The organism is Rhizobium sp. ERR 942 (assembly GCF_007828395.1).
GTDB lineage: Bacteria > Pseudomonadota > Alphaproteobacteria > Rhizobiales > Rhizobiaceae > Rhizobium > Rhizobium dioscoreae.
Genome location: NZ_VIUA01000002.1, coordinates 23,144 through 50,134 on the forward strand (window position 1 = coordinate 23,144; position 26,991 = coordinate 50,134).

The 26,991-nt window shown below is 58.1% G+C and carries 25 protein-coding genes; 13 read left to right on the plus strand and 12 right to left on the minus strand.

Annotation, left to right across the window (positions count from 1 at the left end; translation table 11 throughout):
- Window positions 1-26 precede the first annotated feature (26 nt).
- Window positions 27-608, minus strand: coding sequence for a nucleoside 2-deoxyribosyltransferase (locus FBZ97_RS07100; RefSeq protein WP_145317722.1), 582 nt, complete (start codon window positions 606-608; stop codon window positions 27-29).
- 223 nt (window positions 609-831) lie between these two features.
- Between FBZ97_RS07100 and FBZ97_RS07105 the strand changes: the two genes are divergently transcribed.
- From FBZ97_RS07105 to FBZ97_RS07120, 4 genes are all read left to right on the plus strand, one after another.
- A complete protein-coding gene (locus FBZ97_RS07105; RefSeq protein ID WP_113351181.1) occupies window positions 832-2,079 on the plus strand; it encodes an adenylate/guanylate cyclase domain-containing protein in 1,248 nt (415 codons plus the stop codon).
- Window positions 2,080-2,330: 251 nt separating this feature from the next.
- Window positions 2,331-2,855: a DUF992 domain-containing protein gene (locus tag FBZ97_RS07110; protein WP_145317725.1), complete on the plus strand. Its 525-nt coding sequence runs from the start codon at window positions 2,331-2,333 to the stop codon at window positions 2,853-2,855.
- Between the two features lie 187 nt (window positions 2,856-3,042).
- Window positions 3,043-4,275, plus strand: coding sequence for a peptidase T (pepT, locus tag FBZ97_RS07115; RefSeq protein WP_145317728.1), 1,233 nt, complete (start codon window positions 3,043-3,045; stop codon window positions 4,273-4,275).
- A 273-nt stretch (window positions 4,276-4,548) separates the two neighbouring features.
- On the plus strand, window positions 4,549-5,322 hold the full coding sequence (locus FBZ97_RS07120; protein WP_145317731.1) for a hypothetical protein: 774 nt from the start codon (window positions 4,549-4,551) through the stop codon (window positions 5,320-5,322).
- A gap of 98 nt (window positions 5,323-5,420) precedes the next feature.
- Here FBZ97_RS07120 and FBZ97_RS07125 read toward each other — a convergent pair whose 3' ends face one another.
- A complete protein-coding gene (locus FBZ97_RS07125) occupies window positions 5,421-6,038 on the minus strand; it encodes a hypothetical protein (protein ID WP_145317734.1) in 618 nt (205 codons plus the stop codon).
- A 707-nt stretch (window positions 6,039-6,745) separates the two neighbouring features.
- Between FBZ97_RS07125 and FBZ97_RS07130 the strand changes: the two genes are divergently transcribed.
- Genes FBZ97_RS07130 through FBZ97_RS07145 form a run of 4 tightly spaced genes read left to right on the plus strand, consistent with a single transcriptional unit; the run spans window position 6,746 to window position 11,352 of the window.
- Window positions 6,746-7,243, plus strand: coding sequence for a spore coat U domain-containing protein (locus FBZ97_RS07130; RefSeq protein WP_069615555.1), 498 nt, complete (start codon window positions 6,746-6,748; stop codon window positions 7,241-7,243).
- Window positions 7,244-7,268: 25 nt separating this feature from the next.
- Window positions 7,269-7,988, plus strand: coding sequence for a molecular chaperone (locus FBZ97_RS07135; RefSeq protein WP_113332642.1), 720 nt, complete (start codon window positions 7,269-7,271; stop codon window positions 7,986-7,988).
- A 22-nt stretch (window positions 7,989-8,010) separates the two neighbouring features.
- The gene (locus FBZ97_RS07140; protein WP_145317737.1) at window positions 8,011-10,374 is read left to right on the plus strand and encodes a fimbria/pilus outer membrane usher protein; all 2,364 of its coding nucleotides are present in this window, start codon (window positions 8,011-8,013) and stop codon (window positions 10,372-10,374) included.
- A 15-nt stretch (window positions 10,375-10,389) separates the two neighbouring features.
- Window positions 10,390-11,352: a spore coat U domain-containing protein gene (locus FBZ97_RS07145; protein ID WP_145317740.1), complete on the plus strand. Its 963-nt coding sequence runs from the start codon at window positions 10,390-10,392 to the stop codon at window positions 11,350-11,352.
- Window positions 11,353-11,404: 52 nt separating this feature from the next.
- Here FBZ97_RS07145 and FBZ97_RS07150 read toward each other — a convergent pair whose 3' ends face one another.
- From FBZ97_RS07150 to FBZ97_RS07160, 3 genes are all read right to left on the minus strand, one after another.
- Window positions 11,405-13,195 carry a GGDEF domain-containing protein gene (locus tag FBZ97_RS07150; protein WP_145317742.1) on the minus strand — a complete coding sequence of 597 codons (1,791 nt, stop codon included), beginning with the start codon at window positions 13,193-13,195 and terminating at the stop codon, window positions 11,405-11,407.
- A 312-nt stretch (window positions 13,196-13,507) separates the two neighbouring features.
- The gene (locus tag FBZ97_RS07155; RefSeq protein WP_113351174.1) at window positions 13,508-13,813 is read right to left on the minus strand and encodes a hypothetical protein; all 306 of its coding nucleotides are present in this window, start codon (window positions 13,811-13,813) and stop codon (window positions 13,508-13,510) included.
- Between the two features lie 30 nt (window positions 13,814-13,843).
- The gene (locus tag FBZ97_RS07160) at window positions 13,844-14,065 is read right to left on the minus strand and encodes a hypothetical protein (RefSeq protein WP_113332647.1); all 222 of its coding nucleotides are present in this window, start codon (window positions 14,063-14,065) and stop codon (window positions 13,844-13,846) included.
- A gap of 283 nt (window positions 14,066-14,348) precedes the next feature.
- On the opposite strand from FBZ97_RS07160, the gene FBZ97_RS07165 reads away from it, so the two are divergent.
- From FBZ97_RS07165 to FBZ97_RS07175, 3 genes are all read left to right on the plus strand, one after another.
- Window positions 14,349-14,906, plus strand: coding sequence for a GNAT family N-acetyltransferase (locus FBZ97_RS07165; RefSeq protein ID WP_113351173.1), 558 nt, complete (start codon window positions 14,349-14,351; stop codon window positions 14,904-14,906).
- 82 nt (window positions 14,907-14,988) lie between these two features.
- On the plus strand, window positions 14,989-15,948 hold the full coding sequence (locus tag FBZ97_RS07170) for an acetylxylan esterase (RefSeq protein WP_113351172.1): 960 nt from the start codon (window positions 14,989-14,991) through the stop codon (window positions 15,946-15,948).
- The gene (locus FBZ97_RS07175; protein WP_113351171.1) at window positions 15,945-16,673 is read left to right on the plus strand and encodes an alpha/beta hydrolase-fold protein; all 729 of its coding nucleotides are present in this window, start codon (window positions 15,945-15,947) and stop codon (window positions 16,671-16,673) included. The genes FBZ97_RS07170 and FBZ97_RS07175 overlap by 4 nt, the downstream gene beginning before the upstream one ends.
- Window positions 16,674-16,694: 21 nt before the next feature.
- On the opposite strand, the gene FBZ97_RS07180 is transcribed toward FBZ97_RS07175, so the two are convergent.
- The gene (locus FBZ97_RS07180) at window positions 16,695-16,883 is read right to left on the minus strand and encodes a hypothetical protein (protein ID WP_113332651.1); all 189 of its coding nucleotides are present in this window, start codon (window positions 16,881-16,883) and stop codon (window positions 16,695-16,697) included.
- 354 nt (window positions 16,884-17,237) lie between these two features.
- Here FBZ97_RS07180 and FBZ97_RS07185 point away from each other — a divergent pair, with 354 nt between their 5' ends.
- Complete coding sequence (locus tag FBZ97_RS07185; RefSeq protein ID WP_145317745.1) at window positions 17,238-19,574, plus strand: glucose/quinate/shikimate family membrane-bound PQQ-dependent dehydrogenase; 2,337 nt, start codon at window positions 17,238-17,240, stop codon at window positions 19,572-19,574.
- Between the two features lie 47 nt (window positions 19,575-19,621).
- Here FBZ97_RS07185 and FBZ97_RS07190 read toward each other — a convergent pair whose 3' ends face one another.
- The 6 genes from FBZ97_RS07190 to FBZ97_RS07215 form a co-directional block, all read right to left on the minus strand.
- Complete coding sequence (locus FBZ97_RS07190; RefSeq protein WP_145317748.1) at window positions 19,622-20,908, minus strand: DUF763 domain-containing protein; 1,287 nt, start codon at window positions 20,906-20,908, stop codon at window positions 19,622-19,624.
- Window positions 20,909-21,016: 108 nt separating this feature from the next.
- Window positions 21,017-21,760, minus strand: a complete 744-nt coding sequence (locus FBZ97_RS07195; protein ID WP_145317753.1) for an aspartate/glutamate racemase family protein — start codon at window positions 21,758-21,760, stop codon at window positions 21,017-21,019.
- A 4-nt stretch (window positions 21,761-21,764) separates the two neighbouring features.
- On the minus strand, window positions 21,765-22,586 hold the full coding sequence (locus tag FBZ97_RS07200; protein ID WP_145317755.1) for an ABC transporter permease: 822 nt from the start codon (window positions 22,584-22,586) through the stop codon (window positions 21,765-21,767).
- A gap of 1 nt (window position 22,587) precedes the next feature.
- The gene (locus FBZ97_RS07205; protein ID WP_145317758.1) at window positions 22,588-23,499 is read right to left on the minus strand and encodes an ABC transporter permease; all 912 of its coding nucleotides are present in this window, start codon (window positions 23,497-23,499) and stop codon (window positions 22,588-22,590) included.
- Between the two features lie 69 nt (window positions 23,500-23,568).
- On the minus strand, window positions 23,569-24,867 hold the full coding sequence (locus tag FBZ97_RS07210; RefSeq protein WP_113332657.1) for a PotD/PotF family extracellular solute-binding protein: 1,299 nt from the start codon (window positions 24,865-24,867) through the stop codon (window positions 23,569-23,571).
- Between the two features lie 31 nt (window positions 24,868-24,898).
- Window positions 24,899-25,987, minus strand: coding sequence for an ABC transporter ATP-binding protein (locus tag FBZ97_RS07215; RefSeq protein ID WP_145317761.1), 1,089 nt, complete (start codon window positions 25,985-25,987; stop codon window positions 24,899-24,901).
- Window positions 25,988-26,255: 268 nt separating this feature from the next.
- On the opposite strand from FBZ97_RS07215, the gene FBZ97_RS07220 reads away from it, so the two are divergent.
- Window positions 26,256-26,969, plus strand: coding sequence for a GntR family transcriptional regulator (locus FBZ97_RS07220; RefSeq protein WP_113351203.1), 714 nt, complete (start codon window positions 26,256-26,258; stop codon window positions 26,967-26,969).
- The last annotated feature ends 22 nt before the right edge of the window (window positions 26,970-26,991 follow it).

Genomic DNA, 26,991 nt, shown 5'->3' on the forward strand with positions numbered 1-26,991 from the left:
GGATGCGCCAATCAATAGCCGGCACATTATGCGCTGGCGACGTGTATCAATAAATTCTTTGCTGCGAGACCCAGACATTCCTCGAAGGCCGTCAGATCCAGAAAGAGCTGGTCAGCCGCGACCTGACGCGTGACGATGACGCCGTCACGTGTCGCTATGCCGCCATCGAGCATCAGATTGTCGGTCATGTCGAAATTTTCCAGCGCCATGCCGTCGGGACCACGGTGGCGTCCGTCCTCCCCGAGCTGCACTTCGCCGCCATAAAGCCTGCTCACACGCTCGAAGTGGTTATCGAGGCAGTTGGAAAAGGCAAATGCCGGGCAGCCGCGGGCGCACATGAAGCCGAGTTCGAAGGCCGTGCCGATATCGGCGGCGACACCACGAAACGGCGTCAGGTTGGCGATGATGAGATCGGCGCTCATCATCAGTTTCTCGTTGATGGAACTGATGGCAAGTCCGCGCTGCCGGCGCGTCTCCGTCTCAGGCACGGCAAGGTCACCGGGAGAAACCGGCGTAAAACCATAGCTGCGCGCCAGCGCGATCTTGCGATCGAGGATTTCCCTAGCGTTCGGGAGGAAGACTTCCGGGCCTGCCAGATATGCTCTCAATGCCTCACCTCTTTAATGAAATCTTGCACCGCAGCAGTTGCGGAACCATATGAAGCCTATGGCTGATTCAAGGCGCAACCGCCATAGCTGGGCGCATAATTTACGAAATCGCGAAATAACGGCGATTGCCGTTCCCGGTCAACGACGAGACGCGTATAGTTCCCTTCGGACCGAATGGCGCTCTCTGTCCAGGACAGGTGACGGAATTTGTGGGGTATAGAAAATGCAATCTTCTCTTGAGGCCGTTGCCGCCTCGACACAGGACGACCAGGGCAATTGGCCGACGAAACAAAGCAAGATCCTCGATTGGCTTATGAATGATGTCCGCGACCAGCGTTTCATCGACAATATCCTCGTGGAACTCTGCGAGAAAATGCGGGCAATCGGAGTTCCGGTCGCAAGAGCGACGATGCACTTCCGAACGCTGCATCCGCAATGGCTGGGGGCGAGAATTCTTTGGCGCACCGGCATGAAGGAGGCCGATATCGCGACCTTCAGCTATGGGGTCGAGAACACGCCGCAATTTCTGGCAAGCCCTATCAATGAGATTTTCAATGGCGCGACGGAAGTCCGGAAAAATCTCGAGGTCTGTGAAAAGTCGGAGCTGAAATATCCACTATATAAAGAAATGCAGGCGGAAGGACTGACCGACTATATCGCCTGGCCGATCTACCACACGCTCGGCAAGCGCCATATCGTGACCTTTGCCTCGGATGCTCCGGGCGGCTTTACCGAACAGCACATCACTTTCTTGAAGGACCTGTTGCCGGCCCTGACAATGGTGACCGAGATCCGGTTGAAGAACATCATGGCCCGCACGCTCCTGCGCACCTATGTCGGACCGCATGCCAGCGAGAAGATCCTGGCTGGCGCCACGACGCGCGGCAGCGGCACCACGGTCGGAGCCGCGATCCTCATTTGCGATCTGCGCGACTTCACCACCATCTCTGACATGTGGCCGCGCGACGATGTTATCGAATTACTAAATGGTTATTTCGACGCGATGGTCGACCCGATCGAAAAGCATGGCGGCGAGATCCTCAAATTCATGGGCGACGGCCTGTTGGCCATTTTCCCGTTGAGCGATCCGAATGCCTGTCACAATCTGCTTCTTGCCATCAGCGAGGCGCAGGCAAGCGTTGCCGCACTCAATGAGGAAAACCGAAAACATGGCCGTGAAATTCTGCGCTACGGTGTCGGCGTGCATGTCGGTGACGTAATGTATGGCAATATCGGCTCGCGCACTCGCCTTGATTTCACGGTCATCGGTCCGGCCGTCAATATCGCTTCACGGTTGGAGTCCTTGACGAAGGAGGTCAAGCGGCCGGTACTTCTGTCCAAGGCCTTCGTCGACATGGCCGGCTGCAGGCGGGATATGGAAAGCCTCGGCTCCTTCCCTCTCAAGGGGCTTGGAGAACCGGTCGATGTGTTCGCCTTTGCCGCCAAGGAAGTCTTGCTTCAACACGGTTGACGGGTAGGCAGGGCGAGCTTTGCCCTGCAAATCCTCGATTTTGTACGGCGCGATTCAGTCGGTTGCAAAACGTGAAATGCCCAAAGGGTGCCGTGGCGGAAGGACTTCCCTATATTGTGAAGTGGATCATGACGATAGCCGCCTTAATTTGGGGATCGTTCTGCGCGTACGAACGTTAAATGAGGGTTGATTCTATCGGCTCTACCACGAGGGTGTTTGCCACCCATAATACTCTGACAAGGAGAAAACAGATGAGAAAAATCCTGACCCTGGCGTTTTCAGCGGCGTCGTTGATCGCGGCGGGCACCGCTGCGGCGCGCGCAGCCGACATGCCGGCGACCTATAGCGAGGAGCCGGATGACCGCAACGGCGTGAAAATCGGCTATCTCGAATGCGATATCGGCGGCGGTGTCGGCTACGTCCTCGGCTCTGCCAAGGAAATGGATTGCACCTTCCATTCGACAGTCGGGCATTCGCGTCGTGTCGATCACTATACCGGCGCGATCCGCAAGATGGGCGTCGATCTCGGCTTTACGACCCGCAGCCGGCTCGTTTGGCTCGTCTTCGCGCCGACAGCCGGCTACCATCGTGGTTCTCTGAGCGGCCTTTACCAGGGCGCTACCGTTGAAGCCACTGTCGGTGCCGGCGTGGGCACGAACATCCTTGTCGGTGGCACCGCCGGCTCCATCCACCTTCAGACCGTGAGCGTTACGGGTCAGCTCGGCTTGAACGTTGCGGCTACCGGTACGTCGGTCACGCTGACGTCGGTCGATTGAGTGTTTTGCTTAAAGTCTTGACCATTGAATATGGCCGCTCCTGCCTGGCGCTGGAGCGGCCTTTTCTATCGGGGCGGCGACAGCCGGCTTCGCAGACTTGGCGCCTTCCGCTCAAAATCGGTTTATCCATGTACCCTCGCGGCGCTATAGCTATGTAAACCCTAGAGATTCTTCGGAGCCAGATTTCATGACCGATACCGTCACCGATCGTTTTCTTCGTTATGTCGTCGTCGACACGCAATCGGACCCATCTTCGGTCACGCAGCCTTCCACGGCGAAGCAGAAGAATCTCGGGCGCATCCTGGTTGAGGAATTGCTGGCGATCGGGCTTGCCGATGCACATCTGGACGAGCACGGCTATGTCTATGCCACCATTCCATCGAATATCGACAAGCCGGTTCCCGTCATCTGCTTTTGTTCCCACATGGACACAGCGCCCGATTTTACCGGCACGAATGTCAAACCGCAGATCGTGCGTGACTATTCCGGCGGTGATATCCGCCTCACCGGCGACCCGCAGCAGGTCATTCGCGTTGAAGAGCACCCTGCCCTGCGCGATCAGATCGGCAACGACATCATCACCTCGGACGGTACGACATTGCTCGGCGCGGATGACAAGGCCGGTCTTGCCGAAATCGTCGCAGCCGCCAAATATCTCGTCGATAATCCCGATATCCGCCACGGCACCATCAAGCTTCTGTTCACGACCGACGAAGAGATCGGGCGTGGTGTCGACAAGGTGGATTTGAAGAAGCTGGGAGCGCAATTCGCCTATACGGTCGACGGCGAAACGGCGGGGCATATAGAAGACGAGACTTTCTCGGCCGACAGTGTCGAGGTTATCATCCATGGCGTCGCCATCCATCCAGGCTTCGCCAAAGGAAAAATGGAAAATGCCATCAGGATTGCCGGTGCGGTCATCGACAGGCTGCCGAAGAACATAGCTCCAGAGACGACGGACGGTCGCGACGGCTTCATTCATCCTACCGGCATCAGTGGCTCGATGGAGAAGGCTTCACTCGGCTTCATCATCCGCGATTTCGAAGAGCAAGGCCTTGTCGACAAGGAGACTATGCTGGAGGCGATCGTCAAGGATGTCATGAAAGCCTATCCCGGCTCCTCGCACACCTTCACCGTTCGGCATCAGTATCGCAATATGAAGACGATTCTCGATCGCCATCCGGAAATCGTCGAAAATGCCGTCGAGGCCATCCGCCGTGCCGGTATGACGCCAGTGCGCGGCAGCATTCGCGGCGGTACGGACGGTTCCAGGCTTTCCTTCATGGGACTGCCCTGCGCCAATATCTTTGCCGGCGGGCATGCCTTTCATTCGCCGCTGGAATGGGTAAGCCGGCAGGATATGGAAAGAGCCGTAAAGACGCTTGTAGAGTTGGCCAAGGTGTGGGCGGAGCGCTCCTGAAAGCTTTCGAGAAAAAACCTCGTTCATCCTATAAAAGCCTAGTAACCCTGTCGCGAAATAGGTCACTTTGGCCTGTTCGGAACCAATCTCCTTGTCATTATGCAAGCCATCCGTGAATTTTTATATTGAAGCATTACTAAATTAGATTATTCTGTAGTGTAGTCTTGGGAGGAAAGGAGAATAGACAGGCCCCTTCATTCCAACTCTACGGTGCGCGCGCTCCGGCAATCAGAAACAGGCTGACAAAAGCCTAAACTGAAACGGAGTTTAGTCATGAGAATACAATCTTCACGGATGGCAATCGCTGCATCCGCTCTTCTTCTATTGACCTCGACAAGTTATGCAGAGCCCGGCGGCGGGACGGATCACGGCGGCAGCCGATCCGGAAGCAGCGGATTGGGTGTTGGCGTATCGGTCGGCGGCATCAACGCTGGTTTGGGCGCAGGGCTTGGTTCCAATGGGCTTAATGCCGGCGTCGGTGCATCGGTCGGCGGCACGAACGGCGTCAACGCCGGTGCGGGTGCTTCCGTATCCGGAACGAGTGGTGTGAACGCGGGCGTCGGCGCGTCCGTTGGCGGTTCCAACGGAGTGAATGCCGGCGTGGGCGCATCGGCCAATAGCAATGGCGTCAACGCTGGTCTCGGCGCTTCGGTTGGAGGCTCAAGTGGTGTCAATGCCGGCGCTGGTGTCTCCGTCGGCGGATCCGGAGTGGGCGTCGGCGTGGGTGTTGGTATCGGTGGGAGCGGTTCAGGCGGCAGCGGCGGTGGAACCGGCAGCGGGACTGGCTCGACTGGGGGTACCGGCTCCAGTGGAATGGGTATGGCAACCGGAGGCACAGGCGGCACGAGCGGCTTCGGGCTGGGCTCGGGCAATTCCGGCAGGGGATCGAGCACCCGCACGCTTGCCGCTTTCCGTACCATGTCGAGCGCTGAGCAGAAACGTATGCTGATTGCCTGTCGTCAGGTGACGGCATCCGGCAATTTCGATGCTGGTCTTGTCAGCCTTTGCCGGCTGCTGCGCAGTACGGCGAGCGCCGGCGGCCTATAGGCGGCTTTTCGTCGGGTGTCTCAACACCCCTTCGCTCGAGAATAAAAGTCTGCGCCCGTTGCCTCGATATCGGCAATGGGCGCGGACATGCGTCCCAATTACCAGTCTACGCGGGCCACATTGTCGATCATCTGCCGGCTGCGGCGGAACATCATGCCAGGGGCATCCACCGCTCTGTTCAAAAGGTTGCGCGCGCCGGCAAGCGGATGAAATCCGACCCTTTCCTCCAGCACGGGAGGCGGATCGTCGTTTGCAAGCGGCGGAGTTGCCTCAGCATATTCCGGGTGACCTGTTATCAGCGGATCCTGTGTTTCGCATTGCGGCAGGCAGCGGTCGAAATGTTCCACGTCACCGGATGACGCGATCCTGGTCTTTGCAGCATCGGAATGCGACGCAATGCGCTTTACCGGCAAATTGGTCTTGGTCATGGCAGCAAGCGGCGAAGGTTGCGGAATTGGCACTGCCATCTGCGGCTTTGCCGGGCTCGCATCAATCGCTAACTGTAAATGGTTCACGGCAAGCTGCGGTGCGGGTGCTGGGCGATTGATAACGATGCGGCCGCTGTCGTCGATGAATTGTATGGTGCGGTCGACGGGGCCGGTTTGAACAATGACATAAAGAGCACCGACAACGGTGCCGCAAACAGCAAGCCCGGAACCCAGCCTTCGGGTCGTCTCGCTTTGACCATTCCACCATCTCATAGGCTGCGTATCCATCGACCGCTCCTTTTGACAAAATCCCGGATAGCCATTTTCATGTGAACTGTGGCGCGGCTTTTACCGAAACATGGCCAATTGCAGACCTTTTGCAAAGAAATGTTGACGAATGCACTTTGCGTATCCGGACGGTATGGATGAGCCCGCATTCAGGGGCCGCCATTCAGCCTGCCGTAAATCCTGTGACTTTTGCTGCGGCTCGTATGCATCAATGCCGGCATGATTTCTTCGACACGCTGGAGATCAGGCTAACATTCCGCTTCATAAGACTATCGAAAGACCTGTGATGAAAAACTAGGCCCAGGCTCGATGGTCGGTCGGAGTTCGCGGATAGCGAGTATAGGTCAAACGGCTGCGAACATACGGCAAGAATTGATGTTTCTGCTGCAGCTATGTGATCGAAATGGCGAATCATTCAGGGCGGATGGCTCCTCAAAGTCGCTGATTCGGTTAAATTGAATCTCATATTCTTGCCGCACTTATCCTGGCTGCAGGTGGATTGCATCGAACATTATTAACCATGTTTTTTAAAACTATTAATTATCTATGGGTATTCGCTGAGTAAAATCAAACTATACTTTGGAGGTATTCTTTCGATGCTGTCGCGTCCGTCCAAGCGCATTCCCGCCTGATTGCCAGCGAAGCATATATGTGCTTATTTTATTATATTCTGATATTTTCTGAAGCATATGCGAGGGGGAATGTGAATGCTGAGAATGCTCTGCGGTGCCGTCCTGACTGGTATCGCAATGACCATGGCAGCATCGCCGGCGATGGCTGCCACTGCAACCGCCAATATGACGGTGACCATCACCATCCAGGCGCAGTGCCTCGTACAGAGCGCCAATAATCTCAACTTTGGCACCAACGGTGTCATCACCAGCAATATCGATCAGGCAACCACCATCGGTGTGCAATGCACATCCGGGCAGACCTACAATGTCGGCCTGAGTGCCGGCGCTGGTGCGGGAGCGACAACAGCTGTCCGTGTCATGACAGGCCCGGCAAGTGCGACGATCAATTATGCGATCTACAGCGATGCCAACCGAACGCAGACTTGGGGCACCACAATAGGCACCGATACTGTCTCGGGCACAGGCAATGGCGCAGTCCAGAATATAAATGTCTATGGCCGGGTACCCCCTCAGACCACCCCAGCCGCGGGCGTCTACACCGATACCGTGGCGGTTACCGTCACCTACTGAAAACTCATAGATCCAGGAGGCCGTCATGCAACGCATGTTGCCATGCATTGCCGCGACTATGCTTTTGCTGCTCGGTGCTTACGGCTTGAACGCGGCATCTCTGCGAGTGGCTCCCACAAGTCTTGAGCTCACGGCGCCGGCCGCTGCCACGGTCTTGAACCTCGCCAATGACGGAGATCATCCGATCAACGTCCAGATACGTGTCTTCAAGTGGAGCCAGGCGGGCGGCATAGAAACTCTGGAGCCGACCCGGGATGTCGTTGCCAGCCCGCCCGCGGCGAGACTGAATCCCAATGCTCAGTATGTAGTCAGAGTGGTTCGTACGAGCAAGGCGCCTGTCAGGGCCGAAGAGACTTATCGTGTTATCGTCGATGAGCTGCCAGACCCTGCCCGCGCCCGCGCCGGCACAGTCACCCTCATCATGCGCCAGTCCATTCCAGTCTTCTTCAAACGGCCGGACGTAAAACCCGCCGATATCGTCTGGAGCCTCAAACGACAGGGCAACAACCTTTCTCTGACCGGCAGGAACAATGGCGGCAGCCGCTTCCGTCTGTCGAACGTAACCCTGGCGCAGGGCACAACGAAGATCGGCAGCCGCAACGGGCTGGTCGGATACGTACTTGCTGGCGCGACGATGCAATGGCCGATGGGAACAGCAAAATCCCTCACCGGCAGCGTCGTAACACTCCATGGCCAGAGCGATCTTGGGCCGTTTGATGCTGAAGTCGCCGTTAATCAACGGTAGTGCCGGCACCGTTCTCATATGCATGCTTTTCTCAGTTTCGGCGCTGCGTGCTCAGGAAGTGCCGGATCTGCCGGCAAACGCAGCCATGGCGGCCCAACCGGCGGCCACACTGGACGTCTACCTCGAAGTATTCATCAACAATGCATCGATGAAGATGATTGGCAATTTCAAACAGCGTCCGAACGGTTCCCTCGCGGCAACCGCGGAAGAGCTGCGCGAAGTCGGCATTAAGCCGCCAGCCGGCGCGGCCGACGACAAGCTGATCGAGCTCAGCACCTTGCCCGGTCTGTCCTATCAGGTCGACGATGAAACGCAGCGCCTTTATGTCCAGACGACGGATAAGGGGCGCGCACCCCGCGTCATCAATGTCAGACAGCAGCAGGAAAATGCGATTCCGGCACCCCAGGCCGGCTACGGCGCCGTCTTGAACTATTCCCTCTACGCAAGTTCCAACGGTCTCTTCCAAGGCAATTCAAATCTGTTCCAGGGAATATCCGGATCGTTCGATGCCCGGCTCTTCAGCCCGTACGGCACGCTCAGCCAGTCCTTCCTCGCCGGATATTCAGAAGGCAGCCTCGATGGTATAACCCGCCTCAACACGACCTGGAGCTACTCCGATCCGAAGAGCCTCGTTACCTATCGCGCAGGCGACCTGACGACCGGCGGCCTGTCATGGACGCGGCCAGTTTATTTCGGCGGCATTCAGTTTCAGCGCAATTTTGCGCTGCGCTCCGACCTGGTGACCGAACCGCTGCCTTCCTTTGCCGGGACGGCTGCCGTCCCTTCGACACTCGATATCTATACGCAGAACGTTCGCACCTATTCGAGCGATGTCCCTGCCGGACCATTCGAAGTGACCAACCTGCCGGTCTTTTCCGGAGGCGGGCAAGCGACCGTCGTTTTGCGTGACAGCCTCGGGCGGGAAACGACGCAGACCTTGCCCTTCTATTCCTCCAACTGGCTTCTGCGCCGAGGCCTGTTGGATTTTTCCGCCGAACTCGGCACTCCGCGTCTGAATTTCGGAACGGATTCCAATGATTATGACGGCCGTATCATGGGCGCCGCCACCGCAAGGTACGGCCTGACCGATTGGCTGACACTGGAAGGCCACTTCGAGGGCGGTGCCGATCTTCTGAATGGCGGTGCGGGAGCCGCCTTTCCGGTCAGCTCGTTCGGTGTAGCGTCAATAGCGGGCGCGGCAAGCAAAAGCGGGTCGCGTTCCGGCGCGCTGATGAATGCCGCATTCGAGTTCAGTTACGACAGATGGGCTCTTTATGCCCGCGTGCAGCGGACCTTTGGCGATTATGACGACATAGCCTCGGTCTCCGCTCGGCCGACAACCAGTACCGCGGGAGATGTGAGCATCCTCAGCGCCGGTGTGCCGCGAGCCATCGATCAGATCACGCTGAGCGTGCCAACGCCACTCGATCTTTCCAGCCTCAACCTCTCCTACACCAACCTAGAAAGTGCCGACGGCACCAGGAGCAAGATAGCCGGTCTTTCCTACAGTCAGACCTTCAAGCGTGCGACAATCTATGCCACCGCCTTCACGGACCTCGACAACCAAAGCAATTTCGGATTCTTCGCCGGCCTCTCCATCCCCTTCGGCGGCAATGTCACGGCCAATACGGGTGTACAAGGCGGGCCTAACGGCCTCGGCATCGTGGCCGACGTTTCCAAGTCGATGCAGCAGGAGGACAACAGCTTCGGCTGGCGCCTGCGTACCTCCGAAGGCGAAGACACCTATCGCGAGGGGGCAATCAGCTATCGGGCTCCCTTCGCGCAGCTCGAGGCGGGCCTTCAGCAACAGGATCATCAGACCAATGCTGTCGCTCGCGTCGATGGAGCCATTGCTGTTGCAGGCGGTGGCGTCTTTGCCACCAATAGGATTGACGATGCCTTTGCCGTGGTCGATGTCGGCGCTCCCGATGTCGAGGTTCAACAGCAGAACAGACCTGCCGGCAAGACCAATTCGAGCGGCCGCATCCTGGTGCCCAATCTCAATTCCTATGAACCGAATACCCTATCCATCGATCCCAAGAACCTACCCGTCGACGCCGACGTGCCGGCAACGAAGGAAATCGTCGTGCCGGCGGATCGCAGCGGCGTTGTCGTCAAGTTCGGTGTATCCGAAGCACCGCAAGCCGCTCTCATTACGATCAAGGACAAGAACGGGGTGCCGCTGCGTGCCGGGCTCGCCGGCACCTTACAAGGATCAAGCGAGGATTTCGTCATCGGCTATGACGGACAGGCCTACATTCGCGGACTGCACGCAAGGAACGCAATCGACATATCACTTGAAGACGGAACGAAGTGCCATGCCGAATTCGCCTACAAGCCGCAGCGAGGCGAACAGGTCGTCATCGATGACGTCAGGTGCCTTTAAAAGGGAGTTGAAAAGATGCTGCGTTCGCTCACTCTTTTGCTCGCACTGTTGTTGCCTTCGCTATGCGCTGCACAAAGCTGCAACTTCTCGGCTACCAATATGAACTTTGGCGCGGTCGATACCTTATCGGGCACCCCGGTCAATTCGACATCTACGATAAGTGTATCCTGTTCCGGCGGGCTCCTGGACCTGGGCAAGCGGCTTCTGATTTGCCCCGACATCGGCGCCGGCAGTGGAGGAGCATCGTCGGCCGCGGCGCGCCAGATGTTGAACGGCAGCAGTTCTTTGAACTATCAGCTCTATTCCGACAACGGTCGGAGCGTGGTGTGGGGATCGAGCAGCTGGTCCTATCCGTCACGCGCACCGGTCTATGCGTTGACAATGGCCTTGCTGAATGGCTCGTTGATCGGTGCAACCGGCAGCATGACGGTCTATGGATCCGCACTCGGGTCTCCGCCGACGGCTGTACCGGGGCCGTTTACCTCCAGCTTCACATCGACCTACACCTCCTTCTATTACAGCTACAGTAGTGCGACTACCTGTTCTGCTCCCTCTGGAACGATTGGAACCGCATCGTTCAGCGTCAATGCAACCGTCGCCGCCAATTGCCTCGTCACTGTCCAGAACATCGATTTCGGGACACAGGGCGTATTGAGCACGAATGTCGATGCCACGGGTTCCGTCACGGCAACCTGTACGCCGGGCACGACCTATACGATCTCCTTGGGCGGTGGCGGCGCGAATGCTCCGCCGACGGCGAGAAAAATGGCGAAAGGATCGGAGACGGTGACCTACGGCCTCTACAAGGATACCAACCGGTCGCAGCCCTGGGGCGATGCCAATACGCCGGGCAGCACCGTCGCCGGAACGGGAACCGGCAGTGCTCAACTGCTGACGGTTTACGGCCGAGTGCCACCGCAGACCACGCCATCCTCAGGCACTTACACCGATACGGTCGTGGTGACGCTTACCTACTGACCACGAGCTTCCAACGAGCAGGTTCGGATGATCTCGGTCATAGCGAAGCGTGTCAGGCCGCGCTTGCGCCGCTCTGGCCGCGTCTCGAGGCGGAGATTGCCGTCTGTCCAGTCGTCTTCTCGGATGAGCAGACCAAATTGCGCCCGTTGCGCTTGGCTTGATAGAGCCGGTTGTCCGCAACGACGACCAGCTTTTCCCAATTTTCGAACATGCATTGCGCCTGCCAATCGACGCCGAAGCTCGCAGTCACCTTCAAGCCATGCTCATCGCTGACGACGGCTTGCGCTAATGTTTCCCGCAATCGCTCGGCCGTTGAACGCGCCGAGGCCTCGGTGACGTCACCCATTACGACGATGAATTCCTCACCGCCGTAGCGGGCGAATAGATCGGCGGCGCGCAGGCACGGGCCTAGAATCTGCGCCGTTCTTTGCAGCACCATGTCGCCGACGGCGTGACCGTACCGATCATTGATCGATTTGAAATGGTCGATATCGAACATGATGATTGCAAAGCCTCGGGAGCCCGCTGTCGGGGTCGCGAGCAATTCCTCCACCGCATCCTCCAATGCGCGCCGATTGAGAAGGCCAGTGAGTGCATCCGTCTGGGAGAGACGCCTCAACTCCTCCGTCATCGATTTGCGCTCCATTTCCAGGTGCCGCTTGAAGCGTTGCTGCTCACGCAAAAGGTCAAGACGCAGGAACAGCTCCCGCATTTCACGTCCGGCGTGAGGTATCGGTGGTGGCGTCGTAAGGTTGCCGACGGCAATCTCGTCGATCTGTCGCATGACGGCCAGCATCGGCCGAAAGAGCGAACGCCTGAGCACGTAGGCCAACCCAATCACAACCGATACCGCCATGACGGCAAGCAGCGCGGAGATCAGCATGGCTCTCAGGGATTTCTGCTGTACTTCTCCAAGAGAATTCAATGCCGCGGTTTCGATGAGTTCACGCAGGTTCTCGGTCGATTTCATTCCAGGCACGTATTTCGCTGTGAACTCTCCGGGTGTGAGCGCATCGCTCGCATTCGGATCAAAGGCGACGCGCTGAGCGTAAGGCAGCGCTCCGGCAAAGTAACTGACCGTCACCTGATCCAACAGCCTTGCCAGAGCCTGCGATTGCAATGTAACGGGCGCATAGGTTTTCAGCAGCGCATTCACTTCAAAAAGCCGGTTTAGCTCGTTGTCGAACGCAGCTCTATAGTGGGAACGGGCTTGCCCCTGCGAGGCCAGCATTATGACGACATAGGAGCCCAGCCTTCCGGCACGCTCTCTGAGCGTTCCGGCCATCGAGGTCAGCATGACTTCGGCGCCTGTCTCAGGCGCCAGCGCAATGACCGATCGGCCGGCGACATCCCGGTAATCCTGGGCACGATCCGCTGCACGGAACATCGCCTGTATGGCGTCTGCGATCTTTGCGCCGCTGCGCTCGCCGCGTGGTAAGGCGGCCACTGCATCGACCGCCTGGCGGCCGCTCTCCAGCTGAGCCTTAAGCGCCATGAATGCGCTGCGCATTTCAGCGGACTGGTCTATTTCCGTTTTAAAGAGCGCTTCAAGCTTGGCGATATCCCTATCGGTTGCTTCGCGGCTTGCTTTCAGATCGGCGGCAAATTGCGCTTGTTCACGCTCCGAAGCGCCCATGAGACTGTTTGCAGGACCGCGCTCTCTCGATATCGTCGCGGCCGCATGCAGTGCAGTATGAAAACGACCGAATTCGATCACGCCGCGTTTGTAGTTGAGGTAATCCGACAGGCTGAAGGCAATCGTCGAGCCGGCCATCATCAGGCAAACCATGATAACAGCTATTGCGCCGATCCATTGTAGCTGTTGAATTTTAAGCCGCGACAATAAATGCTCTCCAAAATCACCGTCTATTGCGGATTACATCAGATTTGATGGAATCTTCACTTAACGAACAGGCTTAAATCTTTCTCATGTTCTTTAAGTCCGCATATCCGAACAGTCGGCCTGATATGACAGTCTTCCGCGCGCGGGATGACAGTTTTGTCGATCTTGAGCCGCAATTATATTGCGGCTGGTTGCCGGCGTCGTGCTCCGCGCATGCGATAGGAAAGAATAGTGCCGAAAATGCGTTCGCGGCGCGTATCGCAACTGCTTGATAGCGGACCTGCTTCATCAAGCGGTTCTTGCCGGGCAAGTCTAGTTTTGCAGAAAAATCGAAGGCATCAGGTTGGCCCGAGCCGAATAATGTGGCTGGCCGACGACATGGGATATCACCAGCGCATAGACCAGGATAGAGCCGACTACGATGACGATGCCGCTAATGGGAAGCCCAATTTTTGAGTTGGGAGCCGTCGACGTATCCGGCGGATTCGCGCGGCCGGCCTTTCGGGTGGTTTGATTCGCCATTGCAAGGGGAAGCTGCAGCTCCCTTTCCATGCGAGCCTGCGCATCAAGGTGCTTGCCGTATCTCGCTGCGGGCCGAAACTGGATGACTTCGCCCATTTCTCACGCGGTCCCTTTCACCGCTTTCGGTTATTGGCCATTTTCCTGGCTGTTGTCATTATTGCCGTAGTCGACACGAACCACGACCTTTTCCGGTCGTTGCTCGCCATGCTGAACGATCACAGTCACGATACAACGATTCTCACGTGGCTTGACGGATAGGAGGCGTCCCTTGGTCGTCGACAGAACCTGATCCACCGCACTCGAGCAATCCTGAACATTGTAGGTGCTTTGAGTGATTTGACCCGCCATTGCGGAACCTGCAATCGAAATTCCCGCAAGTATCGTTAGGACCCTGATCATGCTTACACTATACCTCAACGAAGGCAAGGAAGCGACAGCAGTTCGCAACAAACCAAGTCTATTTGCGTCATCTTTCCAGCTGTGCGGCAGAAAGCACAGAGGCTAATATCGGTAGGCAGATATAGACTTTCATGATGAATTCATCGATGGAGATACAGCACAGCCTGCCGCCCTGTCAAAGATTGGGCGCGATCGCGCCATCGAGATCAATCCGTTCGTCCCTGGGAGAACGATGCTTACTCTGGAAACCTCCCGGCTCGTTCTCAGGCCTTGGCAGGATAGCGACCGCGCTCCTTTTGCAGCCGTAAACGCGGATGCGCAGGTTCGGCAATATTACTATCCGAGCCTGCTCACGGCTGCCGAGACAGATGAACTGATCGATGAAGCCAACGCGCAGTTGGCCAACGAAGGTTTCGGCTTCATGGCCGTCGAGCGGAAAGCCGATGGCGCACTGATTGGCGGCGCGGGTCTTTCACGCCCTGGTCCGGAAGTTCCGGGCGATTTTCCATTGGAGATCGGTTGGATTCTGGGGCGTGCATACTGGCGGCAGGGTTACGCGGCGGAAATCAGCCGGCGTTGCCTGGATTTCGCCTGGCAGGAACTGCAGGCTGATTGTGTGATCGGCTATACCTCGGCGATCAACATTCCTTCCCGCCGCGTGATGGAAAAAATTGGCATGATCTATGTCGAGGGCGGAGATTTCGATGACATCACCGTGCCGCCAGGCCATATTCTGCGACCGCACGTGCTCTATCGCATCGACCGTCCCAAGCAGAAAATCCATGAATGAACAGGAGTAAGCCGCGCCGAAAGCCTGCGGATCGGCCATCCCTATTCTTGCGTTCCCCGTCCTTTCACGCGAAATATTTGCCATGAGCATACCGACATCCCACCCCTTCGATTTCGATCCGACCTATGGCATGCAGCTTGCGCAGTTGCAGGCGATAGAGACGCCGGAAGCCCCGGCGGGCTTCGACGATTTCTGGCAGCAGCGCTACAGGGCGGCTCTCGCCGTCGATCCGCAACCCAAGCTTCGCCACAGCAAGCTGCGCCACGACAATTGGCACGTCTTTGATATCAGCTACGCGTCGACAGGGTTATTTCAGATCAATGGCTGGCTGCTCATTCCCCGCAGCGGACAGGTGCGGCGCGGCCTCGTTGTCGGACACGGATATGGCGGAAGAGACCAACCGGAATTCGATTGGCCGGTAGAAGAAACGGCGATCCTTTTTCCCTGCTGCCGCGGGCTCTCCCTCAGCGCCAGCCCGAAAATCCCCTCGGATGCGTCGGGCCATGTCCTTTGCGGCATCGAAAGCCGCGATACCTATGTCATCGGCGGCTGCGTGGAAGACATTTGGCTCGCCGTCTCGACATTGGAGACCCTCTATCCCTGGCTTGCCGGCCATATCGGCTATAGCGGCATCAGTTTCGGTGGCGGCATCGGTGCCCTGGCAATTCCTTTCGATGCGCGGATCAGGCGCGGCCATCTCATCGTCCCGACTTTTGGCCACCGGCAGCTATGGCTGACACTGCCAACAGTCGGCAGCGCCCAATCGGTTCAGGCCTATCAGCAAAAGCACGGCACCGTTCTTGAGACACTGCGGTTCTTCGATGCTGCGATCGCCGCTCAGCGTATCACTGTGCCGATGCTTGTCGCACCCGCGCTTTTCGATCCCGCCGTCGCGCCACCCTGCCAGTTCTCTGTCGCAAATGCGCTGCAGAAATTTAACGAAATCTTCATTCTGGATGCCGGTCACTTCGATTATACTGGCGGCGAGCAGCAGAACGCAATTCTGCGAGACAAGGTCGGGCAATTCTTCAAGGTGCTATGAACCGCGAATACCTATGCTGGTACAGTCCTCGGCTGCATCGCGACATGGAGTTGCTGGTGTTCGGCCATGCCGGCGCCAAGGTATTGGTATTTCCCACCCGCGACGGTCGCTTCTGGGAATATGAGCAGGTCGGCATCGTCGCCAGCCTCGCGGACAAGCTGAATGCCGGACAGCTTCAGCTCTACTGCATCGAGGGACTGGCAACCGAAACCTTCTACGGTTTCCATCGCCATCCGGCCGAGCGCATTCGCAGACATAACGCTTTCGAGGAATATATTCTCAACGAAGTCCTGCCGCTGATGGCGCAGAAGAACGGGCACGAGTGCACCATTGTTCACGGCTGCAGCCTCGGCGCTTTCCAAGCCGCGAGTCTGGTTTTTCGCCACCCTCACCTCTTCCGCAAGCTGGTCGTCTTTTCCGGCCGTTACGACCTGACGACGAATGTCGAATCCTTCACGGATCTATTCGACGGTTATTACGACGACGATATCTATTTTCACACCCCGACGCATTTTCTGCCGAGACTTGCCTGCGAATGGCGGTTGGAGAGCCTGCGCCAGATCGACATCGTGATGGCGATCGGAGATGCCGATCCCTTCCTCGACAACAATCGGTATCTGAGCCACTTGCTAGCCGACAAGCGGATCGATCATCGGCTGCATGTATGGGATGGGCGCGCCCATCAGGCAGGCGCATGGCGGCGAATGGCGCCGCTCTACATCTAGCGAAAGCGCGTTTTCGGTCGCTCAAGCAAGTCCGACCGGGATCGGCCGTAGCACCTTGTGCGTGCCGTAATCACGCTCGTGAGATTTGCGATGCTGCCGTTCGGAGCTTGCGGAAAACTCGACCAGAATACGTTCCATCATGCCATCCGGATAAGTGCCGGTGTCCTCGGTTGCTACTTCCGATTGGGCAGTCACGATCTTCATATTCATTTATAGTCCTCCGGCTCTGCACGGAAACCCTTGATTCCAATATCTGTTCCATTAGTATCTCAACAATTGTTAAAAAATTAACGACGTTCGTTAATCAAATCAGTCCACAGATCCTAAAGCTTGAACGGGTGAGTGGATTGGAACATTCTCGCAATCGTGACGTTCAGTCTCTGATTTGATTAGGGGGATTGATGAACCGATCCAAATCGCCCTGGGCGTGGCTCCTCTCGTTGCCGGCGAAACTACAGACATCGATTTCGTTATAGCCAGCCGTCGAGGTCCGGAGGGACCTCGCGCGAGTTTGCAAGCCTTCGAGTAATCACTGTCTCATCGACGGTTAGATTGGAGCAGATCATGGCCCTCGTAATCACATCGATCATCCTCGCACTTATCGGTCTGGCGCTCGGCGGCGGTGGGCTGTGGCTTGCACTGCTCGGTGGAAGCCTTTTTTATCTTTTGGCCGGTCTTGCCTTCCTGGTAACCGCCATCCTGCTTTATACGCGAAAAGCCGCCGCGCTCTGGTTCTACGCGATCTTCGTGCTGGCAGCGCTTGGATGGGCGATATGGGAGGTCGGTTTCGACTGGTGGCAACTCGGCCCGCGCGGCGGGTTGATCATTCTGATCGGTCTGTGGCTATTGACGCCATGGGTCCGGCGCCCGCTGGGCTTTCGCAGCCTGGACGGCGTTCACTACGGGGCCAATCCCTGGCCGCTCGCGATCCCCTTGATCATCGCCATCCTCGTAGCCGTCTATTCGATGACGACCGATCCGCACGATCTTTCCGGCGATTTGCCGACGGCAACAGCCGCAAATGCCCCGATGGGCGGCGATGTGCCCGATGGTGAATGGCATCAATATGGCAGAACCTCCTTCGGCCAGCGTTATTCGCCCCTCGATCAGATCAATGCGCAGAATGTCGCGAACCTCAAGGAAGTCTGGCGCTATCAGACCGGCGATGTGAAGCGTCCCGACGACATTGGCGAGACGACCTATCAGGTCACGCCGCTGAAGATCGGCGACACGCTCTACATCTGCACACCCCATAGCCTGGCGATCGCCATCGGTGCGACGGACGGCAAGGAAAAATGGCGCTACGATGCCAATGCCGGCATGAACCCCAACCGGCAGCATCAGACCTGCCGCGGCGTCTCCTATTACCATGACACCGCAGTTGCCGCAGGAGCGCCGTGTGCCGATCGCGTCTATCTGCCGACCTCGGATGCCAGGCTGATCGCGCTCGATGCCGCCAACGGCAAGGTTTGTCCGAGTTTTGCCAATCAGGGCACCCTGCATCTTGAAACCGGCATGAAATACAATCCTGCGGGCTATTACTATTCGACATCGCCGCCCGTGATCGTCGCCGACAAGATCATTATTGGCGGCGCGGTAAATGATAACTACTCCACCCAGGAGCAATCCGGCGTCATCCGCGCCTTCGATGCCCGGACGGGCGCACTGCTCTGGAACTGGGATTCGGGCAATCCCGATCAGACGGCGCCGCTGCCCGCCGGGCAGACGTATACGACCAACTCACCGAATAGCTGGTCGGTTTCCAGCGCCGACGAAAAGCTCGGCATGGTTTATGTTCCGCTTGGCAACCAGACGCCCGACCAGCTTGGCATGGGCCGCAACGCCAATGTCGAACGCTTCTCCTCCTCGGTTGTGGCGCTCGATATCAATACCGGCCAGCTCAAATGGGTGCAGCAATTCGTCCATCACGATCTCTGGGATATGGACGTGCCGGCCCAGCCCGTGCTCGTCGATCTGACCAAGGCCGACGGCAGCACGGTTCCTGCGCTGGTTGCCTCAACTAAGCAGGGCGATATCTACGTACTCGATCGCCGCACCGGCGCGCCGATCATTCCCTTCAAGGAAATTCCCGCTCCCGGCGGCACCATTCCCGAAGACCATGCCTCGCCGACACAGCCGATCTCCGATCTGACCTTCTCGCCGCCGCCCTTACAGGAAAAGGACATGTGGGGCGTTTCGCTGTTCGATCAGCTCGCCTGCCGCATCGCCTTCCATCAGCATCAATATGAAGGCCGCTACACGCCCCCGTCGCTGCGCGGCTCCATCATCTTCCCCGGCAATTTCGGCACCTTCAACTGGGGCAGCGTCGCCGTCGATCCCGAACGGCAGATCATGTTCGGCATGCCGACTTATCTCGCCTTCACCTCGCGACTGGTGCCACGTGCCGAGATCCCGCCGAAGGGAGCTGGCGACAAGGGTAGCGAACAGGGGCTGAACCGAAACGAAGGTTCACCCTATGGCGTCTATATGGGGCCGTTCGTCAGCCCGCTCGGCATCCCCTGTCAAGCACCGCCTTGGGGCTATGTCGCCGGTGTCGATCTGAAGACCGGCAAGATCGCCTACAAGCATAAGAACGGCACCGTTCACGATATGACGCCGCTGCCCCTTCCCTTCAAGGTCGGCGTTCCCGGCATTGGCGGGCCGATCGTCACCAAGGGCGGAGTAGCATTCCTGGGGGCAGCCGTGGATAATTATCTCAGGGCATATGACGTGACGACCGGGAGACAACTCTGGCAGGCGCGTCTACCGGCGGGTGGCCAGGCAACGCCGATGACCTATACCGCCAGCGACAACAAGCAATATGTCGTCATGGTGGCCGGTGGTCACGGTTCTGTGGGAACAAAACCAGGCGACTATGTGATCGGCTATACGCTGCCATGAGCCGATAATGGAGCGGCACTAAGCCGCTCCCTTCTGCCGTACCCGGCTTAGCTCTTCGAAGAGCGGAGGCCGCCCTCGGCACCATCGTCCTCGGCGTCCACGGGAGGCTCCCAGCCGAAAACGCTGCGGCCGCCATAGGAGAAGGAGCGGTCGAATTCGCCCGCTACGATCTCCTTGAGATCGGGGCCGGTGACATAGCGCTCCAGTATTCTCGATTGGTCATCCAGGCGCTTCAGCGCAGACAATTCTTCGTCGCGACCGAGACGCCCTTTCCTGACCGCCGATTTCATCACATTGATGGTCTCGTCATAGACCTTCAGCGGCACCGGAAAGGGATGCCGGTCCTTGCCGCCATGGGCGAGCGAGAAGCGCGCGGGATCGGAGAAGCGGCAAGGTGCGCCGTGAACGACTTCAGCGACCATCGCCAAAGCCTTTACAGTGCGTGCGCCGACGCCGGGCGTCAGAAGCAGATCCTCGAAATCCACCGGACCACGATCGGCAGCCGCGGCGAGATTTCCGTGCAGGCGCCGCATGTTCACGTCTTCCTGACGCACGTCGTGATGTGCCGGCATGATAAGATATGGCAGCGTTGGTTGCGCTTCTTGCTTGCTGATTGCTGGAATTCTTCCCTCCAGGGTATTGAATTCACGGATGATTTTATCTGGCCCCAAGGAAGCGAGCAAATCCAGCTGACGGTTGCGGGAGCGGCCGGCGCGTCGATCGGCGAGATTGATGATCTCGCCCTGCTCGCGCCCCTCGATGGCAGAGTGTGGCGAATCCAGGAAGTTCGTCAAACCCTCCGATAGCCAATGATACCGCCGCGCCTGCCGCCGTTCATCGTTCATGCCCTGCTGGATGACGACCCACTTGCCGTCATCGGCGACGATGAAACCATGCAGATAGAGATCGAAGCCATCCTGCACGGCCGCGCTGTCCACCTTCGCGATCAGCCGGCTTTTCATGGCAAGGGACGCGCCGTCGAGGCCGACGCGATCGCCGATATGGATGAGCTCGTCCGGCGTCTTGCGCGAATGCGCGCCGCGGCCGCCGCAGACATGGATGCCGAGCTCGCCGGAAAGCGGCGTCAGGCCGCGCTTCAAGGCACCGAGAACGCTTGTCGTGATCCCCGAGGAATGCCAGTCCATGCCCATGACTGCGCCGAAGGACTGGAACCAGAAGGGATTGGCGAGACGGCGAAACAGCTCGTCACGTCCATAATGCTGCACGATCGCTTCGGTGATGACGGCGCCCAGGCGCGTCATGCGATCGCCAAGCCAGCGCGGTACGCGTCCGCCATGCAGGGGAAGATCGGCTTTGCCGGCTCTCTGTGCCAAATCCACGACTCTCGTTCTTTACCGAGACATTGTAGTCCCGGCAGCGAAGATATGCCAATCGCAACGCTTAGCGATCATTGGAGGTGGTACTGTTGGATTATGATGAGATTAGGCCAATACCGGTGCCGGTGCAAAATCCTGCATTGCCCCTGAAAAAGGCTTTGGTAATGGCGAGGCGTAGGAACTGCGCTTGCTGGTGGATAGTCCCAGGGACACTAAAGCTTCGGCCTGCTTGACCGCTGCGGCGACACCATCCACGACCGGGACGCCGTAGATCGACTGCAGTTCTCTTGCGAGATCGGTCATCCCGGCACAGCCGAGGACGATGGCTTCTGCTCCGTCTTCGGCAAGCGCACGCTCGATTTCCGCTCGCAGCTTTCCGATTGCACCTGAAGACGAATCTTCAAGCTCGAGCACAGGGATGTCGGAGGCGCGAACCTTTGCCCGCGCGCCCATGCCATAACGATGGACAAGATTGTCGATGAGGATGCGTGACCGCTCGAGCGTCGTCACCACGCTAAAGCGCTGTGCCAGGAAGCCGGCCGTCGCGACGGCCGCCTCGCAGAGACCGACGACCGGAACGTTGCAAAACATGCGTGCGGGCTCCAGGCCGGTGTCGTCGAAGCAGCAGATGATCGCGGCGTCATAACCTTCAGCCTGCCTCTCCTTCAGCTCGCGCAGCATGCCGGGCACGGCAATAGCTCCATCGTAATAGCCCTCGATCGAAGCCGGCCCCATCTGCGAGGTGGCGGCGATGATCTCGGTGCCGGGGCCTGCTACGGCACGCGCAGCGATGGCCGCCTTCTCCGTCATGGAAACGGTGGTGTTCGGATTGATGAGCAGCAGGCGCATGATCTCAACTTTTCTTGGCTTGACGGCGGCCAAGCATGGTCATGACCGCAAGCGCCAGCAGAATGATGGTGAAGGAGAAGAGCGTCGTCACCGTCCCGAGCGCATAGAGCACCGGCGTCGTGACGTTCGTCGTCATGCCGTAGATCTCGAGCGGCAGAGTGTTGTAGGTGCCCGATGTCATCAGGGTGCGAGCGAACTCGTCGTAAGACAGCGTGAAGCCGAAGAGGCCGACGCCGATCAGGCTCGGTGCGATCATCGGCAGCACGACATGACGGAAGGTTTGCCAGGAGCTGGCGCCAAGATCGCGAGCGGCCTCCTCATAGGCCGGCGAAAACCGGTTGAAGACTGCAAACATGATCAGCACGCCGAAAGGCAAGGTCCAGGTCAAATGCGCGCCGAAGGCAGAGGAATACCACGCCGGCGCAATGCCGCCCTGCTGGAAGACTACGCCGATCCCAAGCGAAATGATGATGGACGGCACCACGAGGCTCGCAACGGTGGAATAGAATAGAAACGTCGAGCCACGGAAGCGGCGGCGAAAGGCAAGGCCGGCCAGCAGCGAGACGACGACGGTGACGATCATGACCATAACGCCGAGGATCAGCGATCGCTGGAACGAGGCACCGAAATCGCCCACCGCCTGCTTCTCAAAAAGATTGGCGAACCAATGCAGCGAGACGCCATTCAACGGGAAGGTCAAGCCGCCATCCGGCCCCTGGAAAGACAGGATGATGACCGCCGACAGCGGACCATAGAGAAACAACACGAAGATCGTGAAGAAGATCGCGAGAACATAAAATTCCAGGCTGCGCTTTTCACGGTTCATCCTAGAGCTCCTTGCGGATATCGACGATACGCAGGATGGCGGCAACCATCAGCAGCACGACGATCAGCAGCACGACCGCATTGGCGGCGGCTGCCGGATATTGCAGCAGCGACATCTGGTTCTTCATCATCAGCGCGATGGATGCGCTTTGGCCGCCCGACATCACCTGCACAGTGGAAAAATCCGCCATGACGAGCGTGACGACGAAGATGCTGCCGATCGCCATTCCGGGTTTGGCAAGCGGGATCACCACATTCCACAATACCTGCCATCCGCTGGCGCCGGCATCGCGCGCGGCTTCAAACAGCGAACGGTCGATACGCATCAGCGTGTTGAAGATCGGAGTGACCATGAAGAGCGTATAGAGATGGACCATGGCGAGCACGACGGCGAAATCGGAATAGAGCAGCCATTCGATCGGCTGCGGGATGAGGCCCATCTCGATCAGCGTCGAATTGACCAGCCCGTTGCGCCCGAGAACGGGTATCCATGAGATCATGCGGATGATGTTGGATGTCATGAAGGGCACGGTGCAGACGAGGAAAAGGATCATCTGCGTCGAGGTTCGGCGAATATGGAAGGCAAGAAAATAGGCGACCCAGAAGCCGATGAAGAGCGTCAGCGCCCAGACAATTGCTGTGAATTTCAATGTGTTGAGGTAGGTTTTCCATGTAACCCACGAACCGAGCGTATCGGTATAATTCGTGGTCAGGAATGCCGGATAAAGGCCAGCGAAATCATAATCCCAGAAACTGACGACGCCGATCATGGCGATCGGTAACAGGAAGAAGAAGCCGAGAATGAGGAACAGCGGCGTTGCCTGCAGATAAGCAACCGCCCAGCCGGGCACGGCTAAACCGCGTCGGGCCTTTTGAGTTTCCTGCTCCGCATCCGAGGAAGCGATTGTCGCCATGGTCCGGCTTCTCCATTGATTGGATCCTCCCCCCGTATCGGACGGGGAGAGGCGATGATCGATTGCAGCTTAGGCAGCGATGAATTCGTTCCAGCGACGAACCATGTAGCGGTCCTCGTCCATGACCGAGTTCCAGCAGGCAACCGCACCCATGCGGGTTTCGAAGGAACCGCCGTCGCGAACGGCGCCGGCCTTCTCCATGACCTTGCCTTCCGGAGAGAGGATATCGCCCTGCGCCGGCTTGCCCTCGATCCAGTAGCCCCATTCATCGGCCGACATGAAGTTCTTGGCCGTTTCCATGCAGGCGGAATAGTAGCCCTGGCGGTTGAGATAGCCGCCGACCCAGCCGGAGGTGTACCAGTTGATATATTCATAAGCCGCGTCGAGCTGCGCACCCTTGAGATGCGAGGCAAGGCCGAGACCGCCGCCCCAGGCGCGATAGCCTTCCTTGAGCGGCTGGAAGGTGCAGGCAATGCCCTTGGAGCGGACGGCAGCAACCGCGGGCGACCACATGGACTGGATGACCACTTCGCCTGATGCCATCAGGTTGACGCTTTCGTCGAAGGACTTCCAGAAGGCACGGAACTGGCCATCGCCCTTGGTCTTGATCAGGAAGTCGATCGTCTTGTCGATTTCCGCCTTCGTCATGTTGCCCTTGTCGGCATATTTGATCTTGCCGGCGGCTTCCATGATCATCGCGGCATCCATGATGCCGATCGACGGGATGTTGAGGATCGCGGTCTTGCCCTTGAAAGCAGGATCGAGAATGTCGGCCCAGCTGTTGATCGGACGGCCGGTGAGGTCCGGGCGGATGCCGAGCGTATCGGCGTTGTAGATGGTTGGAACCATCGTCATCCACTGCGTCGGCTCCTTGGCGAACTTCTTGGAGCCCTGTCCTTCGACGAAGCCGACGGTGTGCGGCGCCGTGCCCTGCGCAATAACGCTATCCGGCTTCAGCTTGCCGGTGATGAAGAGCGGCACGATCTTGTCGTAATATTTCAGCTTCTTGACGTCCATCGGCTGCAAGACGCCGGTCGGGAAGACCTTTTTGGCGATCCAGTATTCGATGTCGGCGATGTCATAGCTGTTCGGCTGCGTCACCGCACGCTGCGCGGCGGCATCGGAATCGGTCGCGGTCATCTCGAGCGTGATGCCGAGATCGGCCTTGCACTTCTCCGCAATGGCATTGATGTTCGAAACGCCGGTACCGAACTGGCGCAGCGTGATGTTCGATTGCGCCCAGATGGTCGGGAAACCGGTGATTACGCCGGAGCCGGCCATGGCGCCGAGAGCGGCAGCGCCGGTCTTCAGCAGCGAGCGGCGGGAAATGCCCTTCGTGGTCTTCTCAGTCCTGGTTTCAGTCGTCATGTCAGTTCCCCTTTTTTAATGCTTCGGATTTTCATGCGGATATACGGCCGAGAAGGATTGCATCCTCCTGAGCCCAACTCAGTGAGACAGCATCGCCAACGGTGAGCGATTTAGTCGCATCGTCGTCATTGCTTGCGATGACGGTGAAATCGTCGCTGCCGGCACCGATAACGGTGATCTTCAGCGTTGCGCCGCGATATTCGATATTGGAGACGACGCCGTTGAAGCCCAGCCCTTTGTCCGATGGCGGCGAAAGCCGGACGCGGTCGGTGCGGACCGCGATATCGACGGCTTCGCCGACGGCCCGACCTGACCCGTTTACCGAGAAGCCCTGCCCTTCAGGCACGGTCATGGTGATCAAGCCATCTTCGCTCGACGTTACGCGGCCGGACAAGACATTATGATCACCCATGAAGCGGGCAACGAAGGCCGTTGCGGGGTGTTCGAACACCTCCCGCGGCGATCCTGCCTGCTCGATCCGGCCGTCATTCATGATGACCATGATATCGGCAAGCGCCATCGCTTCTTCCTGGCTATGCGTGACATGGACGAAAGTAATGCCGAGCGACTTCTGCAGCTTCTTGAGTTCCGCACGCATGCGGATCTTTAAGAAGGGATCGAGCGCCGAAAGCGGCTCGTCGAGCAGCAACGCTTCCGGATCGGTGATCAGGGCGCGGGCAAGCGCGACACGCTGTTGCTGGCCGCCCGAAAGTTGGGCCGGACGGCGCGTGGCGTAGGCTTCCATCTGCATGAGCTTCAGCATTTCGAGGGCCTTGGCGCGGCGCTCTTCCTTGGCAACGCCCTTCATCTTCAGGCTGAAGGCGACATTGTCGATAAGATCCAGATGAGGAAACAGCGCATAGGACTGGAACATCATCGCCGTGCCGCGTTTGGCGGGCGGGAAATCGGTAACTACGGTATTGCCGAGCCTGATATCGCCGGAGGAAATCCCCTCGTGACCAGCAATCATGCGCAAGGTCGATGTCTTGCCGCAGCCGGAGGGGCCGAGGAAACAGCAATAGGAACCCGCCGGTATCTTCAGGCTGATCGCATGGACAGCCGTGGTCGTGCCGTAGACCTTCGAAACGGACACTATATCGATCTCTGCCGCTTTCGACATCATCTTCCCCTTTGGTTTGGGAAAGACACTGCATCAATCGTGCCAGTTTTGTCGGAGGTTGACTAACCGGCTGGAATTTCTGAATTTTTTCTCCGTAAATAAATTTTGCCTTCTGATAGGCAATTAGGAATCTGCACAGGAAATAGGCTATTGTGCGCGATTTATGCAAAATATTGTATACATTTTACAGGCTTATTTGCATCAGATTTCGTTTAACTTCCGCGCGAAACCTGTCTATCATTGCAGCCAGTTACTCAGGCTACCGATCATGAACTCTTCAACAGATGCGCTTTTGACGCCCAGCGACGCCACCGATAGCGGCGCGCAACAAATCCGCGAGGCCATTCGCGACGCGATCGTGGAGCGGCGGCTTGCGCCGGGCACGAAACTGTCCGAGAGCGATGTTGGCGCTCTCTTCAACGTCAGCCGGACACTGGCACGTGCTGCCCTGCAGGCTCTTTCCTATGAAGGGCTCGTCAGCGTCGAGAAAAACCGAGGCGCTTTCGTCGCCTATCCATCGCCAGAGGAAGCCCGACAGATATTCGCCGCGCGCCGCCTGGTCGAACCGGGGATAGTGCGATCGGCGGCCGAACACATCACCGCGGCCCAGCTCGCACAGCTCCGGCAGCTCCTCGTGGAAGAAGGCCGCCTTATGGGAGAGCGGGGTCAATCCGCGCGCCGGGCCGAGATCAAGGCCTCAGGCGACTTCCATCTGATGCTGGCGGCCATTTCCGGCAATCTCATCATGCAGCGCTTCATGGAGGAGCTTGTTGCTCGCTCCTCGCTGGTGATTGCACTTTATGGACAGTCAAGCGCCTCCAGTTGCGGCCATTCCGAGCATGGGGACATCATCACCGCGCTGGAGCGCAAGGATGTCGACACGGCCTGTCATCTCATGCTGCATCATATCGCGCATATCGAAGCCGATCTTGACCTACGTGAGCGCAAAAGCTTCGGCCTGAAAGAGGCTTTCGAGCGGTAGGACATCCGCTGCCCAGGCATTT

Bases quoted from the DNA above. Each gene is read 5' to 3' on its own strand.
- FBZ97_RS07105 (WP_113351181.1), top strand. From the start codon at position 832: ATGCAATCTTCTCTTGAGGCCGTTGCCGCCTCGACACAGGACGACCAG.
- FBZ97_RS07110 (WP_145317725.1), top strand. From the start codon at position 2,331: ATGAGAAAAATCCTGACCCTGGCGTTTTCAGCGGCGTCGTTGATCGCG.
- pepT (WP_145317728.1), top strand. From the start codon at position 3,043: ATGACCGATACCGTCACCGATCGTTTTCTTCGTTATGTCGTCGTCGAC.
- FBZ97_RS07120 (WP_145317731.1), top strand. From the start codon at position 4,549: ATGAGAATACAATCTTCACGGATGGCAATCGCTGCATCCGCTCTTCTT.
- FBZ97_RS07125 (WP_145317734.1), bottom strand. From the start codon at position 6,038: ATGGATACGCAGCCTATGAGATGGTGGAATGGTCAAAGCGAGACGACC.
- FBZ97_RS07130 (WP_069615555.1), top strand. From the start codon at position 6,746: ATGCTGAGAATGCTCTGCGGTGCCGTCCTGACTGGTATCGCAATGACC.
- FBZ97_RS07135 (WP_113332642.1), top strand. From the start codon at position 7,269: ATGCAACGCATGTTGCCATGCATTGCCGCGACTATGCTTTTGCTGCTC.
- FBZ97_RS07140 (WP_145317737.1), top strand. From the start codon at position 8,011: ATGCTTTTCTCAGTTTCGGCGCTGCGTGCTCAGGAAGTGCCGGATCTG.
- FBZ97_RS07145 (WP_145317740.1), top strand. From the start codon at position 10,390: ATGCTGCGTTCGCTCACTCTTTTGCTCGCACTGTTGTTGCCTTCGCTA.
- FBZ97_RS07155 (WP_113351174.1), bottom strand. From the start codon at position 13,813: ATGGGCGAAGTCATCCAGTTTCGGCCCGCAGCGAGATACGGCAAGCAC.
- FBZ97_RS07160 (WP_113332647.1), bottom strand. From the start codon at position 14,065: ATGGCGGGTCAAATCACTCAAAGCACCTACAATGTTCAGGATTGCTCG.
- FBZ97_RS07165 (WP_113351173.1), top strand. From the start codon at position 14,349: ATGCTTACTCTGGAAACCTCCCGGCTCGTTCTCAGGCCTTGGCAGGAT.
- FBZ97_RS07170 (WP_113351172.1), top strand. From the start codon at position 14,989: ATGAGCATACCGACATCCCACCCCTTCGATTTCGATCCGACCTATGGC.
- FBZ97_RS07175 (WP_113351171.1), top strand. From the start codon at position 15,945: ATGAACCGCGAATACCTATGCTGGTACAGTCCTCGGCTGCATCGCGAC.
- FBZ97_RS07180 (WP_113332651.1), bottom strand. From the start codon at position 16,883: ATGAATATGAAGATCGTGACTGCCCAATCGGAAGTAGCAACCGAGGAC.
- FBZ97_RS07185 (WP_145317745.1), top strand. From the start codon at position 17,238: ATGGCCCTCGTAATCACATCGATCATCCTCGCACTTATCGGTCTGGCG.
- FBZ97_RS07195 (WP_145317753.1), bottom strand. From the start codon at position 21,760: ATGCGCCTGCTGCTCATCAATCCGAACACCACCGTTTCCATGACGGAG.
- FBZ97_RS07200 (WP_145317755.1), bottom strand. From the start codon at position 22,586: ATGAACCGTGAAAAGCGCAGCCTGGAATTTTATGTTCTCGCGATCTTC.
- FBZ97_RS07205 (WP_145317758.1), bottom strand. From the start codon at position 23,499: ATGGCGACAATCGCTTCCTCGGATGCGGAGCAGGAAACTCAAAAGGCC.
- FBZ97_RS07210 (WP_113332657.1), bottom strand. From the start codon at position 24,867: ATGACGACTGAAACCAGGACTGAGAAGACCACGAAGGGCATTTCCCGC.
- FBZ97_RS07215 (WP_145317761.1), bottom strand. From the start codon at position 25,987: ATGTCGAAAGCGGCAGAGATCGATATAGTGTCCGTTTCGAAGGTCTAC.
- FBZ97_RS07220 (WP_113351203.1), top strand. From the start codon at position 26,256: ATGAACTCTTCAACAGATGCGCTTTTGACGCCCAGCGACGCCACCGAT.